This is a genomic window from Pseudomonas sp. B6(2017) (genome assembly GCF_002112765.1).
GTDB lineage: Bacteria > Pseudomonadota > Gammaproteobacteria > Pseudomonadales > Pseudomonadaceae > Aquipseudomonas > Aquipseudomonas piscis.
Window position 1 is genome coordinate 413,899 of record NZ_NEIQ01000002.1, and the last position, 14,743, is coordinate 428,641.

General features: G+C 64.1%; 14 protein-coding genes. 7 read left to right on the plus strand and 7 right to left on the minus strand.

Going from position 1 to position 14,743, the window contains the following annotated elements; translation table 11 throughout:
* Positions 1 to 5 precede the first annotated feature (5 nt).
* The gene (locus CAG11_RS05265) at positions 6 to 278 is read left to right on the plus strand and encodes a hypothetical protein (protein ID WP_085595178.1); all 273 of its coding nucleotides are present in this window, start codon (positions 6 to 8) and stop codon (positions 276 to 278) included.
* On the opposite strand, the gene CAG11_RS05270 is transcribed toward CAG11_RS05265, so the two are convergent.
* Both CAG11_RS05270 and CAG11_RS05275 read right to left on the minus strand, forming a co-directional pair.
* Positions 271 to 900 carry a flavin reductase family protein gene (locus CAG11_RS05270; RefSeq protein WP_085595180.1) on the minus strand — a complete coding sequence of 210 codons (630 nt, stop codon included), beginning with the start codon at positions 898 to 900 and terminating at the stop codon, positions 271 to 273. The two genes, CAG11_RS05265 and CAG11_RS05270, sit on opposite strands and share 8 nt — an antisense overlap.
* Before the next feature lie 142 nt (positions 901 to 1,042).
* Positions 1,043 to 1,339: a hypothetical protein gene (locus tag CAG11_RS05275; RefSeq protein WP_085595182.1), complete on the minus strand. Its 297-nt coding sequence runs from the start codon at positions 1,337 to 1,339 to the stop codon at positions 1,043 to 1,045.
* Between the two features lie 365 nt (positions 1,340 to 1,704).
* On the opposite strand from CAG11_RS05275, the gene CAG11_RS05280 reads away from it, so the two are divergent.
* Positions 1,705 to 2,460 carry a hypothetical protein gene (locus tag CAG11_RS05280; RefSeq protein WP_085595184.1) on the plus strand — a complete coding sequence of 252 codons (756 nt, stop codon included), beginning with the start codon at positions 1,705 to 1,707 and terminating at the stop codon, positions 2,458 to 2,460.
* Between the two features lie 55 nt (positions 2,461 to 2,515).
* Here the strand turns inward: CAG11_RS05280 and CAG11_RS05285 are convergent, their stop codons facing one another.
* The 4 genes from CAG11_RS05285 to CAG11_RS05300 form a co-directional block, all read right to left on the minus strand.
* Positions 2,516 to 3,838: an MFS transporter gene (locus tag CAG11_RS05285; RefSeq protein ID WP_085595187.1), complete on the minus strand. Its 1,323-nt coding sequence runs from the start codon at positions 3,836 to 3,838 to the stop codon at positions 2,516 to 2,518.
* A gap of 218 nt (positions 3,839 to 4,056) precedes the next feature.
* Positions 4,057 to 5,391: a sigma-54 dependent transcriptional regulator gene (locus tag CAG11_RS05290; RefSeq protein ID WP_085595189.1), complete on the minus strand. Its 1,335-nt coding sequence runs from the start codon at positions 5,389 to 5,391 to the stop codon at positions 4,057 to 4,059.
* Positions 5,385 to 7,151, minus strand: a complete 1,767-nt coding sequence (locus CAG11_RS05295) for an ATP-binding protein (protein ID WP_085595191.1) — start codon at positions 7,149 to 7,151, stop codon at positions 5,385 to 5,387. The genes CAG11_RS05290 and CAG11_RS05295 overlap by 7 nt, the downstream gene beginning before the upstream one ends.
* Positions 7,152 to 7,301: 150 nt before the next feature.
* Positions 7,302 to 8,825: a fumarate hydratase gene (locus CAG11_RS05300; RefSeq protein ID WP_053131611.1), complete on the minus strand. Its 1,524-nt coding sequence runs from the start codon at positions 8,823 to 8,825 to the stop codon at positions 7,302 to 7,304.
* Positions 8,826 to 9,241: 416 nt separating this feature from the next.
* Here CAG11_RS05300 and CAG11_RS05305 point away from each other — a divergent pair, with 416 nt between their 5' ends.
* Genes CAG11_RS05305 through CAG11_RS05315 form a run of 3 tightly spaced genes read left to right on the plus strand, consistent with a single transcriptional unit; the run spans position 9,242 to position 12,057 of the window.
* The gene (locus tag CAG11_RS05305) at positions 9,242 to 10,348 is read left to right on the plus strand and encodes a diguanylate cyclase (protein WP_085595193.1); all 1,107 of its coding nucleotides are present in this window, start codon (positions 9,242 to 9,244) and stop codon (positions 10,346 to 10,348) included.
* Entirely contained in the window at positions 10,341 to 11,279 is a 939-nt protein-coding gene (locus CAG11_RS05310) for an iron-sulfur-binding ferredoxin reductase (RefSeq protein ID WP_085595195.1), read from the plus strand. The genes CAG11_RS05305 and CAG11_RS05310 overlap by 8 nt, the downstream gene beginning before the upstream one ends.
* A gap of 28 nt (positions 11,280 to 11,307) precedes the next feature.
* The gene (locus CAG11_RS05315) at positions 11,308 to 12,057 is read left to right on the plus strand and encodes an enoyl-CoA hydratase-related protein (RefSeq protein ID WP_085595197.1); all 750 of its coding nucleotides are present in this window, start codon (positions 11,308 to 11,310) and stop codon (positions 12,055 to 12,057) included.
* A 94-nt stretch (positions 12,058 to 12,151) separates the two neighbouring features.
* Here the strand turns inward: CAG11_RS05315 and pyk are convergent, their stop codons facing one another.
* A complete protein-coding gene (gene pyk, locus CAG11_RS05320; RefSeq protein ID WP_022640546.1) occupies positions 12,152 to 13,603 on the minus strand; it encodes a pyruvate kinase in 1,452 nt (483 codons plus the stop codon).
* 158 nt (positions 13,604 to 13,761) lie between these two features.
* Here pyk and CAG11_RS05325 point away from each other — a divergent pair, with 158 nt between their 5' ends.
* Entirely contained in the window at positions 13,762 to 14,136 is a 375-nt protein-coding gene (locus CAG11_RS05325) for a hypothetical protein (protein WP_022640545.1), read from the plus strand.
* 240 nt (positions 14,137 to 14,376) lie between these two features.
* Positions 14,377 to 14,736 (plus strand): PilZ domain-containing protein, encoded by a 360-nt coding sequence (locus CAG11_RS05330; protein ID WP_022640544.1) that lies wholly within the window; start codon positions 14,377 to 14,379, stop codon positions 14,734 to 14,736.
* Positions 14,737 to 14,743: the final 7 nt, after the last annotated feature.

A 14,743-nucleotide genomic window follows, 5' to 3' on the forward strand; every position in this document is an offset into this window, starting at 1 on the left:
TTAGAATGGCCGACTTTCCATTGGCCAGGACCCGCAACATGGCACGCAAAGAGTTCGCACATTACGAAGCAGTTTCCGCTGTGGTTCCAGGGGAGGGGGGATATAGCGCCGCCATCGCCATCAAGGCCCTGGTTGTTTCAGGAGCCCCGCGCTTTCACAAAGTCCTGGACGAGCAGAAGTTCAAGACCGCCCATGACGCCGACCAGGCTGCCGCGCAACAACTCGAACAGCTGATCGACGTCGACGCCGACGGTCAATTGTGCTGGAAGACTATTTGACCGCACCCGGGCGGTACATCTTGAACAGGGCCTCGGGGCCCAGCTGGAAGTAATCCGCCGGACCGCCGCCGCGCAGAATGGGTTCTGCCGCGGCGGTGTCATAGATGCCGTCCTTGAGCAGCCACTTGGCGATATACACGGCGACCACTTCGCCGAGGATCAGCCAGCTCGGCACCAGTTCCTTGTCCGCCCGCTGCAACTGAATGATCTGCGTGACCTTGCACTCGAAGGACACCGGGCTTTCGGCTACCCGTGGCACGGCGATGACTTTCGAAGCCACTGGCGTCAGGCCCGACAAATTGAATTCGTCGACCTCGGGGGCCACGGCGGCGCAGCTCTGGTTCATCTGCTCGGCCAATGGCCGGGTGGCCAGGTTCCAGGCGAACTCGCCGGTCTTCTCGATGTTGTTCAGGCTGTCTTTGCGCCCGACGCTGGAGAACCCGATGATCGGCGGAATGTAGTTAAAGGCGTTGAAGAAGCTGTAGGGCGCAAGATTCAGGCGACCCTGCTCGTCCTGGGACGAAATCCAGCCAATGGGACGCGGGCCGACGATGGCGTTGAACGGGTCGTGGGGCAGGCCGTGGCCCAGGGCGGGTTCGTAGTAATGGATTTCGTCGGGCATGGCGCGCGGTTCCTGCTGGGAGCTTTAGGGGGCGCCATAGTGCAGTGCGCATCCGGCGAATTCCAGCTTCGCCGTGCAGGATGTGCGGCCTGGAAAGGTCGAGCCCGGCGCAAGTACCGGGCTGTGCTGTCCAGAAGAACGATCAGCCGATGTTGGCGGAACCGGTGCGATCGTAGCCATCGGCGGCGAAGGTGGCGGACCCGGTGCGGTCGTAGCCATCGGCGGCGAAGGTGGCGGACCCGGTGCGGTCGTAGCCATCGGCGGTGAAGGTGGCGGAACCAGTGCGATCGTAGCCATCGGCGGCGAAGGTGGCGGACCCGGTGCGGTCGTAGCCGTCGGCGGCGAAGGTGGCGGACCCGGTGCGGTCGTAGCCGTCGGCAGCGAAGGAATGGGCAGCCAGTACCGACAGGGTCAGGGCCAGGATCAGTTGGTTTTTCATGGTGGCGACTCCGGATGGGGTGGGGCGTTGTTGGTGGGCTTGGGATGAATCCTACTCCGATCAATTTGATTAAAAAGCGCAAATAAATGCTTTAAATAATCAGTTAAATAGATGTTTTTGCGGTCTGTACTCACCTGCCTATAAGGGGCACCAGGCTTCTGGATGGATGCGGGTTTATCCCGCTGACAGGCTGGATACCCTGGGTTAACTGATCATTAATTGAGCAGTCATGCGCCAAAAAATGCCGGCCAACGGTTTTTTCATACACGCCCTACCGATTTTTCACTCACCGCCGTTCAGCCTCCACGCAAGCCTGCATACCAAGACAGGCCACCTCGAATGCGACCCTTGGAGCTCCCTACCGAATGAACAAACTTCCCCAGATCACCCTGGCCTTCTGGGTCATGAAAATCTGTGCGACGACCCTGGGCGAAACCGCCGGTGACTTGCTGTCGATGACCCTCGATGTCGGCTACGCCATCAGCTCGATGATCCTCATCAGCGTGTTCCTGCTGACGCTGGTCACCCAGCTGTTTTCCAAGACCTACAACCCGGTGCTGTATTGGCTGGTGATCCTCTCCACCAGTACCGCGGGCACCACCATGTCCGATTTCATGGACCGCACCCTGGGCCTGGGCTACGCCAGCGGGTCGCTGATCCTGATCGCTATCTTGCTGGTGATCTTCGCCGCCTGGCGCATGAGCGGCGAGTCGTTGAACGTGAATCGGGTCCAGGGTTTTCGTGGCGAGCTGTTCTATTGGCTGGCGATCCTGTTTTCCAACACCCTGGGCACCGCGCTCGGTGATTTCCTGGCCGATGACTCGGGCCTGGGCTTTGCTGGCGGTGCGCTGCTGATCGGCTCGGCCATTGCCCTGGTGGTGGTGCTCAAGTACTGCACCAGGCTGTCGCCGGTCCTGCTGTTCTGGGTGGCTTTCGTGCTGACCCGGCCGTTCGGTGCGACCTTGGGCGATTTCCTGACCAAGTCCCATGAAAAGGGCGGCCTGGACTTCGGCACTGTCGGCTCGTCGGCGGTCTTGGCGGGGATCCTGCTGGTGCTGGTCGTCGGGGCTTGCTGGGCGCAGAAGCGCGACTCGCGCCAGGGCGCCGCGCAACTGTCTTGAACCCCGGATGGGTCGAACCAAGCGCCCGGGCCTTGCACCCGGGCGCGTGGTCTTGTCAGTCGGTTTCGATCCGCGAGTGCTTGCCGGTGTCCTTCATGGTCGCGTAGACCAGCAACGAGCAGGCGATGCAGGCGGTGACGTACCAGTAGTAGCCGGTTTCCATGCCGATGCTCTTGAACCACAGGGCGATGTATTCCGCGGTACCGCCGAATACCGAGACGGTCAGGGCGTAGGGCAGGCCCACGCCCAGGGCGCGGATCTCGGTCGGGAACAGCTCGGCCTTCACCACCGCGTTGATCGAGGTGTAGCCACTGACGATGATCAGGGCCGCCATGATCAGGAAGAACGCGCCCCACCAGGTCTGGATGCTATGCAAGGTGCTGAGGATCGGCACCGTGAACAGGGTGCCGAGCACCCCGAAGGTGATCAGGATCGGGCGGCGGCCGATCTTGTCCGACAGGCCGCCGATCACCGGTTGCAGGCACATGAACAGGAACAGGGTCGCTGCGGAAATGGTGGTGGAGTCGGAAATGCTCATGCCGACGGTGTTCACCAGGTATTTCTGCATGTAGGTGGTGTAGGTGTAGAAGGCCAGGGTGCCACCCATGGTCAGGCCAACCACGGTCAGCAGTTCCTTGGGATGACGCAGCAGGGTGCGCATCAGGCTTTCCTTGGGTTTTTCCTTCTTCTTGGCGAAGGACTCGGTTTCCTCCATGCCACGGCGCAGGTACAGCGCCACCACGGCGCAGAGGGCGCCGATGGCGAACGGAATCCGCCAGCCCCAGGACTGCAGTTCTTCGGTGGTCAGCAGGTTCTGCAGGACGATCAGTACCGCCAGGGCAATGAGCTGGCCGGAGATCAGGGTGACGTACTGGAAGCTGGAGAAGAAACCACGGCTTTGCTTGGTCGCCATCTCGCTGAGGTAGGTGGCCGAGGTGCCGTATTCACCGCCCACCGACAAGCCCTGCATCAGTCGCGCCAGCACCAGCAGGATCGGCGCGCCAACGCCGATGGTCTCGTAGCCCGGGGTCAGGGCGATGATCAGGGAGCCTGCGCACATCAGCAGTACCGAGGCCATCAAGGCGGCCTTGCGCCCCTTGCGGTCGGCGTAGAGCCCCATCAGCCAGCCGCCGATCGGGCGCATCAGGAAGCCCACGGCGAAGATCGCGGCGGTATTGAGCAGTTGGGCGGTGGTGTCGCCCTTGGGGAAGAAGACCTTGGCGAAGTACAGCGAGAATGCGGCGTAGACGTACCAGTCGTACCACTCGACCATGTTGCCGATCGAGCCGCTGAAAATCGATTTCAGGCGGCTGGCGGTGGTCTTTTCCTGGGCGGGCACGGCGGCCGACCCGGCAGGCAGGGTATTGGAAATATCCATCACGAACCTTCTATTCATTGTTGTTGTGGAGTGCGCGCGAACGCAGCCTGCCAGGGCTATAGCAGGAGCTGTGCCAGGAGCGGGAAGCCCGGTCTAGAAGGGTCTTGATGAATCGATGAGCGGAAATCCGCCTATCGCGGGGAGGGCTATGAGCGGGAAATTGCCTAGGAAGGGGCGTTGCCAGGGGCCAGATGCATGCCTTGCGGCCCTCAGGATTTTCAATTGCCTTTGACGAACATTTCCCGGCTCAGGCCATGGCGCTGCATCTTTTCGTTCAGCGTACGGCGCGGCAGCTGCAATTCGTGGAGCACCGCCTTGATCTCGCCCTTGTGCCGGGCCAGGGCGGCGCGCAGGCACTGGGCTTCGAAGGCCTCTTGCTGGGCGGCAAGGGATTGGCCGACGGCGAGCGCTTCGGCCTGCTGCTCTTGCAGTCCCAGCACTTGGCGCTCGGCGGCATTGGCCAGCTCGCGCACGTTGCCTGGCCAGTCATGGCTGAACAGGCGCCCCAGCTGTGGACCGTCCAGCGCGACCACCTGGCGGCCCAGGCGCTGTCCGGCCTGGCGAGCGAAGTGCTCGTAGAGCAGGGGGATGTCCTCGCGGCGTTCACGCAATGGCGGCAGGCGCAGTTCGGCAACGGTCAGGCGGTAGGCCAGGTCTTCGCGAAAACGCCCGGCCCGGGCCTCTTCCAGCAAGTCGGGCTTGGTGGCGGCGATGATCCGCAGGTCGACGCTGATGCTCTGGTTGGAGCCCAGGCGTTCGAGCTTCTGTTCCTGCAGCACCCGCAACAGCTTGACCTGCTGGGCCAGGGGCATGCTTTCGATCTCGTCGAGGAACAGGGTGCCGCCGTTGGCATATTCCAGCTTGCCGATGCGCTTGCCCTGGGCACCGGTGAAGGCGCCGCTTTCGTGGCCGAACAGCTCGGCCTCGAACAGTTGCTCGGGAATCGCCGCGCAATTGAGGGCGACGAAGGGCTTGTCGGCTCGGGGACCGAAGTCGTGCAGGCAGCGGGCGATCAGCTCCTTGCCGCTACCGGTCTCGCCCCGCACCAGCACGTTCACCGGCAGCGGGGCCAGCTCCAGCACCTGGCGGCGCAGGGTCTGCAAGGCCTGGGAGACGCCGAGCAAGGTGGCGTCGAGCCTGGCGCGGCTATCGGCCTGCTGGTGCAGGCGGCGGTTCTCCAGCACCAGCCGGCGCTTGTCCAGGGCCCGGCGCAGGCTGCTGAGGAGGATCTCGGGGCTGAAGGGTTTTTCCAGGAAGTCATAGGCGCCATCGCGCATGGCCTCCACCGCCATGGGCACGTCGCCATGGCCGGTCAGGAGGATCACCGGCAGGTCCGGGTCCAGGCGCTGGACCTGGGCCAGCAGTTCCAGGCCGCTGATGCCGGGCATGCGCACATCGCTGAGGATCACCCCGGGAAAGTCCCGTGGCAGTCGCGCCAGGCATTCCCCGGCCCGGCTGAACAGCTGCACCTCGAAGCCCGACAGGCTCAGCCACTGCTCCACGGCGCTGCGGATGCTGGCTTCGTCGTCCACCACCAGCACTGAGTTCAGCATTGGATATGTGCCTCCAGGTCGATGGGCAGGCTCAGGGTGAAGACTGCGCCCTGGTCCTGGTTGGCGACGCTCAGGCGGCCGCCCAGTTCATGGACGATGGCGTAGGACACCGCCAGCCCGAGCCCGAGGCCGTCGCCCACCGGCTTGGTGGTGAAAAACGGATCGAACACGCTCAGCAGATGCTCGTCGGCGATCCCGCCGCCGGTATCGGCCACGCGCAACTGCCAGAGCTGGTCCTCGGCCTCGAGGCTGATCTGCAGGTGTTTGTGGGGTTTGTCCAGCATGGCGTCCAGGGCGTTGCGCAGCAGGTTGATCAAGACCTGCTCCAGGCGGATGGCATCGCCGCGGACCCAGGCGGGGCGAGCCACTTGCAGCATGACCTGGATGTTCTCCGTGCGCAGCCGTGCTTCGAGCAGTTGCAGGGACTGGTCCACCACCGCGGCCAGGTCCAGGCGCTCGCGCAGGCCGCTGGGGCTCTTGCGGGCGAAGGTCTTGAGGTGGCTGGTCAGGGCGGCCATGCGGGTCAGCATGTCGTCCAGCGGCCGCAGGGCCTTGTAGGCTTCGTCCACCCGGCCGTGCTCCAGCAGCAGTCGCAAGGTGGCCAACTGCATGCGCTGGGTGGTCAGGGGCTGGTTGATTTCATGGGCCAGGGCTGCGGACATCTGCCCCAGGGCCGCGAGCTTGGCCGATTGCACCAGGCCTTCCTGGGCGGTGCGCAGGTCGCGGGTGCGCTCCTCCACCAATTGCTCCAGCTCCTGGCGATTGCGTTGGCGGATCTTGCCCAGGCGCCAGCGCTGGTTGAGGAAGAGCAGCAGGAACACCAGGGCCAGCCAGGCGCCACCGGCGGCGAGGCCGGCGTTACGGCTTTCCTCGAAGGCACTGGGCGGCTTGCGCAGCAGGTGCAGGGTCCAGCCCTCGGCGGCCAGCGGCAGGGATTCCCAGAGGTAATTGGTCGCGCCCTGGTCGTCCTGGACGCGGATCAACTGGCTGCCGTCGTCGATCTGCTGCAGCTGGGTATGTTGCAGGGGCACCAGCAGTTGCTTGTCGTACTGGCGGGTCAGGCGGATCTCTTCCAGGTCGTTGGCCGACAGCGGCTGCAGGTGGCGGTAGCGCCAGCCCGGCTGGTTGGCGATGAACACGATGCCGCGGGCATCGGTCACCAGCAGGGTATCGCTGCCCTGGCTCCATTCATGTTCCAGCTCGGGAAACTCCAGCTTGACCACCATGGCCCCGAGGAACTCGTCGTTGTCGGCCTTGACCGCGCTGGAGAGGAAATACCCGGGGATGCCGCTGGTCACGCCGATGGCATAGAAGCGCCCGCTGCCCTGGCTGCGGGTCTGCTTGAAGTAGGGACGGAAACCGTAGTTGTGGCCGACGTAGCTGCTGGGCAGGCGCCAGTTGCTGGCGGCCACGGCCAGGCCGTCATGGTTGAGCAGTTCCAGGGTCGAGGAACGGGCTGCGCCGTTGATCTTCTCCAGCTTGCGGTTCAGCGCGTCCTGGGTTTCAGGCGTCACCGATCCCTGGAGCGCCGCGCGCAACTCCGGGTCCAGGGCCAGTACGGCCGGCAGTGCCCGATAGCGTTCGATCAGGGTGTGCAGGGAGTTGGCATACAGTCCCAATTGCTCGTTGGCGCGTGCGGCTTCCTCCACCAGGGTCTGGCGTTCGGCGTGGCGCATGGCCAGGCCGGCGCTGACGACGGTGCCAGCGAGAATCACCAGGATGTAGAACGTCAGGCGAAGGGAGCGTGAGATCTGGGCCATGGGTCGGGGCAGGCTGCATTGGGGGCGGGAACGATAGCATGAGCGCCGGGTGGAACGTTGATCGCGGACAGTGTCGGCAAAGGGCGCGGCACAAAAAAGCGGCGGGCCGTTGGATCAACAGCACCGCCGCTCTGGCCAGGCCGCGAAGGCTTATTGCACTTCTACTGCCAGGCTGTCACTGATCTTTTTCTGCCAGATGGCAGGACCGGTGATGTGTACCGACTCGCCGTTGCTGTCCACGGCGACGGTGACGGGCATGTCCTTGACCTCGAACTCGTAGATCGCTTCCATGCCCAGTTCGGCGAAGGCCAGCACCTTGGACTTCTTGATCGCCTGGGCCACCAGGTAGGCGGCGCCACCGACGGCCATCAGGTACACGGCCTTGCTGTCCTTGATCGCGTCGATGGCGGTCGGGCCGCGCTCGGACTTGCCGATCATGCCCAGCAGGCCGGTTTGCTCGAGGATCTGGCGGGTGAACTTGTCCATGCGGGTGGCGGTGGTCGGACCGGCTGGGCCCACCACTTCGTCACCGACCGGATCCACCGGGCCGACGTAATAGATGAAGCGACCCTTGAGGTCCACCGGCAGCTGTTCGCCACGGTTGAGCATCTCGACCATGCGCTTGTGCGCGGCATCGCGGCCGGTGAGCATCTTGCCGTTGAGCAGGACGGTTTCGCCCGGCTTCCAGCTTTGCACTTCTTCCGGAGTCAGGGTGTCGAGGTTGACGCGACGGGCCGATGGGCCGGCTTCCCAGACGATTTCCGGGTAGGCGTCCAGGGGCGGCGCCTCCAGGGCGGCCGGGCCCGAGCCGTCGAGCACGAAGTGCGCGTGGCGAGTGGCGGCGCAGTTGGGGATCATGCACACCGGCAGCGAAGCGGCGTGGGTCGGGTAGTCCATGATCTTCACGTCGAGCACGGTGGTCAGGCCGCCCAGGCCCTGGGCGCCGATGCCCAGCTGGTTGACCTTCTCGAACAGCTCCAGGCGCAGTTCCTCGATGCGGTTCTGCGGGCCGCGGGCCTTGAGTTCGTGGATGTCGATGGATTCCATCAACACTTCCTTGGCCATCACCGCGGCCTTCTCGGCGGTACCGCCGATGCCGATGCCGAGCATGCCAGGCGGGCACCAGCCGGCGCCCATGGTCGGCACGGTCTTGAGGACCCAGTCGACGATCGAGTCGGACGGGTTGAGCATGGCCATCTTCGATTTGTTCTCGGAGCCGCCGCCCTTGGCTGCCACGTCCACTTCCACGGTGTTGCCGGGAACGATGGAGTAGTGGATCACCGCCGGGGTGTTGTCCTTGGTGTTCTTGCGGGCACCTGCCGGGTCGGCCAGGATCGAGGCGCGCAGGACGTTTTCCGGCAGGTTGTAGGCGCGACGCACGCCCTCGTTGATCATGTCGTCCAGGCTCATGGTGGCGCCGTCCCAGCGCACGTCCATGCCTACGCGCACGAATACGGTGACGATGCCGGTGTCCTGGCAGATCGGCCGGTGGCCGGTGGCGCACATGCGCGAGTTGATCAGGATCTGTGCCATGGAGTCGCGGGCCGCTGGCGATTCTTCGCGCAGGTAGGCCTCGTGCATCGCCTGGATGAAGTCCACGGGGTGGTAGTAGGAAATGAACTGCAGGGCGTCGGCAACGCTCTGAATCAGGTCGTCTTGCTTGATCACGGTCATGAGTCGCGCTCCTCTAAAAGACGGGAACATTTAATAAGGTGACTGCAGCTTGGGTGGATCGGTCGGTTGCAGGCACCTTCCGGGTCATGTACGAAAACGGCCTGCGCGCTGACCCTGCGGCGTTGAAAACAGGCGAGGCGAGTTGTCGTGCAGAACCTTAGGCACGCCGGACAGACAACTGGCGCGACACTAAAAAGGCGCGGCAGTATACCGCGCCTGGGTGCCGGGCACACCCGCCAGGCAGGCAAACGAAAGTCGCCTGGCGCACGGGCGCTGTTCTTGCCTTGCAGAGATGACGACCGCTCGGAGGACTGCCGGAAATTTGCATAGTCATTTGCCGGGCGCAGCACTAAAGTGGCGAGTGGCCTGCAGAGTAGGAAACTCTTGAGCCTCTTTATCTCACGGTGAGTCAACGATTGACCCATAAAGCCATCCAGAGCTTGTTATTCAAGCGCTTCACCATCGCTGCGGGCACCTACGGACTGATCCTGCTGCTGTTCTGGCTGGCCGTTCTCACGGGGCACTACCGGGCATCCACCGGCAGTGCACTGCTGGGCACGGTCCTGGTCCTGGCCAGCCAGGGATTGTTGTGCTGGGTATTCCTCAGTGGGCGCAACCTGCGCCTGGCCGATCCCAGCCTGACCGAGATCCAGGTGGTCCTGGGCATCGCCTGGCAGACCTGGCTGGTCGCCTTGCTCGACCAGGCCCGGGGCGCCTTCCTGGTGTTCTATGTCCTGCCGCTGCTGTTCGGCTTGTTCCATTTGTCGCGCCGGGCCTACCTGCGTTGCACGGTGCTGATCTTCTTCTGCTTTGCCGGCGTCAATCTCTGGGACGGCTATCACTTTGCCCTCGACGACCCGCAACTGGCGGCGCTGCAGGTCTGCGTACTGCTGGTGATGCTGGTGTGGTTGTGCCTGTACGCCGCCTATGTCCAGGCCTCGCGCTCACGCATGCGCCAGCGCCGATTCGCCTTGCAGGCCCACCAGGACACCTTGCGCGGCATGATGCGCCAGCTCGAGGACCTGGTGGCCACCGACGAGCTGACCGGCTTGTTCAACCGCCGGCACTTCCTGCGTATCGCCGGCCGTGAGCTTCAGGCCATGGACCGGCTGCAGGTCCACGGTTTGGCGCTGATCGACCTGGATCACTTCAAGCGTATCAACGATATCCATGGCCATGCCGCGGGCGACCAGGTGTTGCAGGCGTTTTCCGCGGTGGCCACCGCCTGCCTGCGGGACGGCGATGTGCTGGCGCGTTATGGCGGCGAAGAATTCGTGGTGCTGCTGCCCGAATGCGATGCCGAGCGCCTGACCTCCTGCTGCGAGCGCCTGCGCCTGGCCTTCATGCAAGTGCAACTGGTGGGCCTGGACATCCCCGACCTCAGCCTGTCGGCAGGCATGACCCTGCTGCAGGCCGGCGACGAGCTGGATAACGCCTTGCAGCGCGCCGACCAGGCGCTGTATCGGGCCAAGCGCGATGGGCGCAATCGTTGCTGTGCAGCCTGGGAAACACTCGATGCCTGAATTGACCGTGGGCGGCCAGCGCTGGCAGGTGGCGCCTGGCAGCAACCTGCTGGATGCATTGAACCAGGCAGGGGTGGCCGTTCCCTATAGCTGTCGGGCCGGTAGCTGCCACGCCTGCCTGGTGCACTGCGTCCAGGGCTTGCCCGCCGACAGCCGGCCCGATGCCTTGAGCAACGAGCAGCGGCAACTGGGCTGGCGCCTGGCGTGCCAATGCCAAGTGGTAGAAAACCTGCAGGTAGAGACCTTCGATCCTTTGCGTGATGGCTTGCCCGCCACGGTCATAGGTATCGATTGGCTGTCCACCACCGTCCTGCGCCTGCGCCTGCAACCCGGTCGGCCGCTGCGCTACCGGGCCGGCCAGCACCTGGTGCTGTGGACCGCCAGCCGGATCGCCCGGCCATACTCCCTGGTCAGCCTGCCCGAGGATGATCGCTTCCTGGAGTTCCATCTCGATTGCCGCCATCCGGGGCAATTCAGCGACGCGGCCCGCCAGTTGCAAGTGGGCGATCCGCTGCGCCTGGGGGAGTTGCGCGGCGGTGCCCTGCATTACGATCCGGACTGGCAGCAGCGGCCGCTCTGGCTGCTGGGGGCGGGGACCGGCCTGGCACCGTTGTTCGGGGTGCTGCGCGAGGCCTTGCGCCAGGATCACCAAGGCCCCATCCGGGTCATTCACGTGGCCCATGATGCGAGCGAGCACTACCTGGCCAAACCCTTGGCGGCACTGGCGGCCAATCGTCCCGAACTGACCGTGGACCTGCTGGAGGGGGCGCAGCTGGCGTCGTTCCTGGCGCAATTGCGGCTTGTTTCCCGGCAAACCCAGGCCTTACTCTGCGGTCACCCTGACAGTGTCGAAGCCTTCGCCCGGCGCCTCTACCTGGCTGGGTTGCCGCGCAACCAACTGCTGGCCGATGTGTTCCTGCCTCGTGGTTGAGTGCTGATTCCCCCAGAGCGAGATCCCCATGACCGATGCCATCGAGTTGCAACGCGAGGGCGGGCTGCTGACCCTGCGCCTGAACCGCCCCGACAAGAAGAATGCCCTGACCCGTGCCATGTACAGCCGCCTGGCCGAGGTCCTGGTCGAGGCCGATGCCGACCCTGAAATCAACGCGCTGCTGATCTGCGGAAGCAGCGAGTGCTTCACCGCCGGCAATGACATCGCCGACTTTCTCCAGCAACCGCCCACCGACCTGGATAGCCCGGTGTTCCACTTCATGCGCAGCCTGCTGGAGTGCCGCAAGCCGGTGGTGGCGGCGGTGGCCGGCCCGGCGGTGGGCATCGGCACCACCTTGCTGCTGCATTGCGACCTGGTCTATGTCAGTCGTGACGCGCGCTTGCGCATGCCGTTCGTCAACCTCGGATTGTGTCCGGAGTTCGGCTCTAGCCTGATCCTGCCGCGCCTGTTGGGCCAGGCCAGGGCCGCCGAGTTGCTGTTGCTGGGCGAGGGTTTTTCCGGTGAGCAGGCAGCCGCCTGGGGCATTGCCACCGCTGCCTTGGAAAGCGGCGCGGCGGCCCTGGCCAAGGCCCGGGAAGCGGCTTTGCGTTTCAGCCAGCTGGCGCCGGGAGCTGTGCAGGTCAGCAAGCAACTGATGAAGGCGCCGGATCGTGAGCTGCTGCGCCGGGTCATCGAGGAGGAGGGCAGGCTATTTACCCAGCGCCTGCGTTCACCGGAAGCGATCGCCGCCTTGTCCGGGTTCCTCGCCAAGAGCTGAGAGCCCGGCGCTGGCGCTATGCGGAAAAACCCTGCGCACATGAAAAAGCCCCTGCGTTCACGCCGGGGCTTTTGGGTCTCGCGCGGAGCCTGAGTCAGACTACCGGATCGCCAACGTGCAGGATCTTCATGCCGTTGGTGCCACCGGTGGTGTGGTAGCTATCGCCCTTGGTGAGGATCACCCAGTCGCCTTTTTCCACGACGCCACGCTTGAGCAGCTCGTCGATGGCAGCCTGGCTGACCTGCTCCGGCGGCAGCGATGCCGGGTCGAACGGAATGGTGTAGACGCCACGGAACATGGCGGCCCGGGCCTGGGTCTCGCGATGCGGGGAGTAGGCGTAGATCGGCACCGAGGAGCGGATCCGCGACATGATCAACGGGGTGTAGCCACTCTCGGTCAGGGCGATGATCGCCTTCACGCCGGGGAAGTGGTTGGCGGTGTACATGGCGGCCAGGGCGATGCTCTGGTCGCAGCTTTCGAACACCTTGCCCATGCGGTGGCTGGAGGTCTTGCTGGTCGGGTGCTTTTCCGCACCGACGCAGACCCGCGCCATGGCCTGGACCGCTTCGAGCGGGTAGGAACCGGCGGCGCTTTCCGCCGAGAGCATGACCGCGTCGGTGTAGTCGAGCACGGCGTTGGCCACGTCGGATACTTCGGCACGGGTCGGCATCGGGTTCTGGATCATCGACTCCATCATCTGGGTCGCCACGATCACCGCCTTGTTGTGGCGGCGGGCGTGCAGGATGATCTTCTTCTGGATGCCCACCAGCTCGGCATCGCCGATTTCCACGCCCAGGTCGCCACGGGCGACCATTACCGCATCACTGGCCTTGATCAGGCCATCGAGGGTTTCGTCGTCGGCCACGGCTTCGGCGCGCTCGATCTTGGCCACCAGCCAGGCGGTACCACCGGATTCGTCGCGCAGTTGGCGCGCATATTCCATGTCGGCGGCATCACGGGGGAAGGACACGGCCAGGTAGTCGACCTGCATCTCGGCTGCCAGCTTGATGTCGGCCTTGTCTTTCTCGGTCAGGGCCGGGGCGGTCAGGCCACCACCGCGACGGTTGATGCCCTTGTGGTCCGACAGCGGGCCGCCGACGGTCACCACGCAATGCAGTTCGGTGGCGGTGGCGGTTTCCACGCGCATCACCACGCGGCCGTCGTCCAGCAGCAGTTCGTCGCCGACGCCGCAGTCCTTGACCAGGTCCGGATAGTCGATGCCGACGATTTCCTGGGTACCTTCGGTCAGCGAATGGCTGGTGGAGAAGATGAACTTGTCACCGATCTTCAATTCGATGCGCTTGTTGGTGAACTTGGCGATGCGGATCTTCGGGCCTTGCAGGTCGCCGAGGATCGCCACGAAGCGCCCATGCTTGGCGGCCAGGTCGCGGACCAGTTGGGCGCGGGCCTTGTGCTCGGCGGGAGTACCGTGGGAGAAGTTCAGACGGGCGACATCCACGCCAGCGAGAATCAGTTGTTCGAGAACTTCCGGCGAGTTACTGGCCGGGCCAAGGGTGGCGACGATTTTGGTACGACGAACGGACATGCACGGACTCCTGAATTCAAGCGCAACGAGAGGCTACTATGCTCCGCAGCTGTAGTCATTGTTCGTTTGCACTACTTAAATGCTTTGTTTGTTTGCAGCGACAACCTTGAAGATTTTCGCCAATGAGTCGATACACTGCACAAGACAGGAGATACCCCATGCGATTCGTACTCATTGCTGCCCTGGCCGTCAGTGTTGTCGGCTGTACCCGCTGGTCCATGGACCACCATCTGAACAATGCCTACCGCGCCTATGACGCTGGCAGTTGCGAGCGAGTGATGCTCGAGCTGAGCCAGGTCGATCGCGCCAGTCGTGCGCGGCGCTATATCCAGCCTGAAGTGTCGATGCTGCGTGGCCAGTGCCTGGAGCGCCAGAAGCTGTTCGTCGACGCCGTCCAGACCTACCAGTTCATCATCACCCAGTACCCCACCAGCGAATATGCCTACCGCGCCCGGGCGCGCCTGGACACCTTGCAGCAACTGGGGCACTACCCGGCCAATGGCGCGGCCCAGGTTCGTCGCACCGCCTTGTGAGATCCTCTCGGGGCATTGCCATCGCCCCGGGTGCTTGAGCTAACATTCGTACATGCGGCCCAGCAGGCGTAGTTCTGCAGGTGCGGTTCGAAGACTGCCCCCGATCTTCTCCGGGGCAGGGGCATGGAGCCCTATGGCGACGTTGCTCGCCTACCTGGCCGGGAGAGCGAGCCAGTATCGGGGCCGTTCCGAAGCACTAGCGCGGTCATGCTTAATGACCTTTGCATAGCGATACCCAGCATGTTCACGGAACGTCGGATCGAACGGCAGCAGCTGCCGTCTTTTTTGAAGGTCTTCAACCGGTTCACCGACAAGCCCGTCGGGTTCCTCGGCAATCTCTCGGCCGATGGGCTGATGCTGATCAGCCAATTGCCGATGTTGGTCGGTGGCGAGTTCGAGTTGCGGGTCAAGGTGCCAGCGGGTGAAGGCCAGTTGCAATTGGTGGATTTCAGCGCCCGTTGCCTGTGGTGCCATGAGGACCTCACGCCCCATCACTACGACAGTGGCTTCAGCCTGCAGCGTTCCTCACCGGAACTGGCCGAGCTGGAGCAGGCCCTGCGGCATTACTTCAGCTTCTATCCATTGCAGGCCTCGGCCTGACTCCCCG

What these genes read in the sequence shown, in the direction of transcription:
- CAG11_RS05265 (WP_085595178.1), top strand. Translation starts at nt 6, where the DNA reads ATGGCCGACTTTCCATTGGCCAGGACCCGCAACATGGCACGCAAAGAG.
- CAG11_RS05270 (WP_085595180.1), bottom strand. Translation starts at nt 900, where the DNA reads ATGCCCGACGAAATCCATTACTACGAACCCGCCCTGGGCCACGGCCTG.
- CAG11_RS05275 (WP_085595182.1), bottom strand. Translation starts at nt 1,339, where the DNA reads ATGAAAAACCAACTGATCCTGGCCCTGACCCTGTCGGTACTGGCTGCC.
- CAG11_RS05280 (WP_085595184.1), top strand. Translation starts at nt 1,705, where the DNA reads ATGAACAAACTTCCCCAGATCACCCTGGCCTTCTGGGTCATGAAAATC.
- CAG11_RS05285 (WP_085595187.1), bottom strand. Translation starts at nt 3,838, where the DNA reads ATGGATATTTCCAATACCCTGCCTGCCGGGTCGGCCGCCGTGCCCGCC.
- CAG11_RS05290 (WP_085595189.1), bottom strand. Translation starts at nt 5,391, where the DNA reads ATGCTGAACTCAGTGCTGGTGGTGGACGACGAAGCCAGCATCCGCAGC.
- CAG11_RS05295 (WP_085595191.1), bottom strand. Translation starts at nt 7,151, where the DNA reads ATGGCCCAGATCTCACGCTCCCTTCGCCTGACGTTCTACATCCTGGTG.
- CAG11_RS05300 (WP_053131611.1), bottom strand. Translation starts at nt 8,825, where the DNA reads ATGACCGTGATCAAGCAAGACGACCTGATTCAGAGCGTTGCCGACGCC.
- CAG11_RS05310 (WP_085595195.1), top strand. Translation starts at nt 10,341, where the DNA reads ATGCCTGAATTGACCGTGGGCGGCCAGCGCTGGCAGGTGGCGCCTGGC.
- CAG11_RS05315 (WP_085595197.1), top strand. Translation starts at nt 11,308, where the DNA reads ATGACCGATGCCATCGAGTTGCAACGCGAGGGCGGGCTGCTGACCCTG.
- pyk (WP_022640546.1), bottom strand. Translation starts at nt 13,603, where the DNA reads ATGTCCGTTCGTCGTACCAAAATCGTCGCCACCCTTGGCCCGGCCAGT.
- CAG11_RS05325 (WP_022640545.1), top strand. Translation starts at nt 13,762, where the DNA reads ATGCGATTCGTACTCATTGCTGCCCTGGCCGTCAGTGTTGTCGGCTGT.
- CAG11_RS05330 (WP_022640544.1), top strand. Translation starts at nt 14,377, where the DNA reads ATGTTCACGGAACGTCGGATCGAACGGCAGCAGCTGCCGTCTTTTTTG.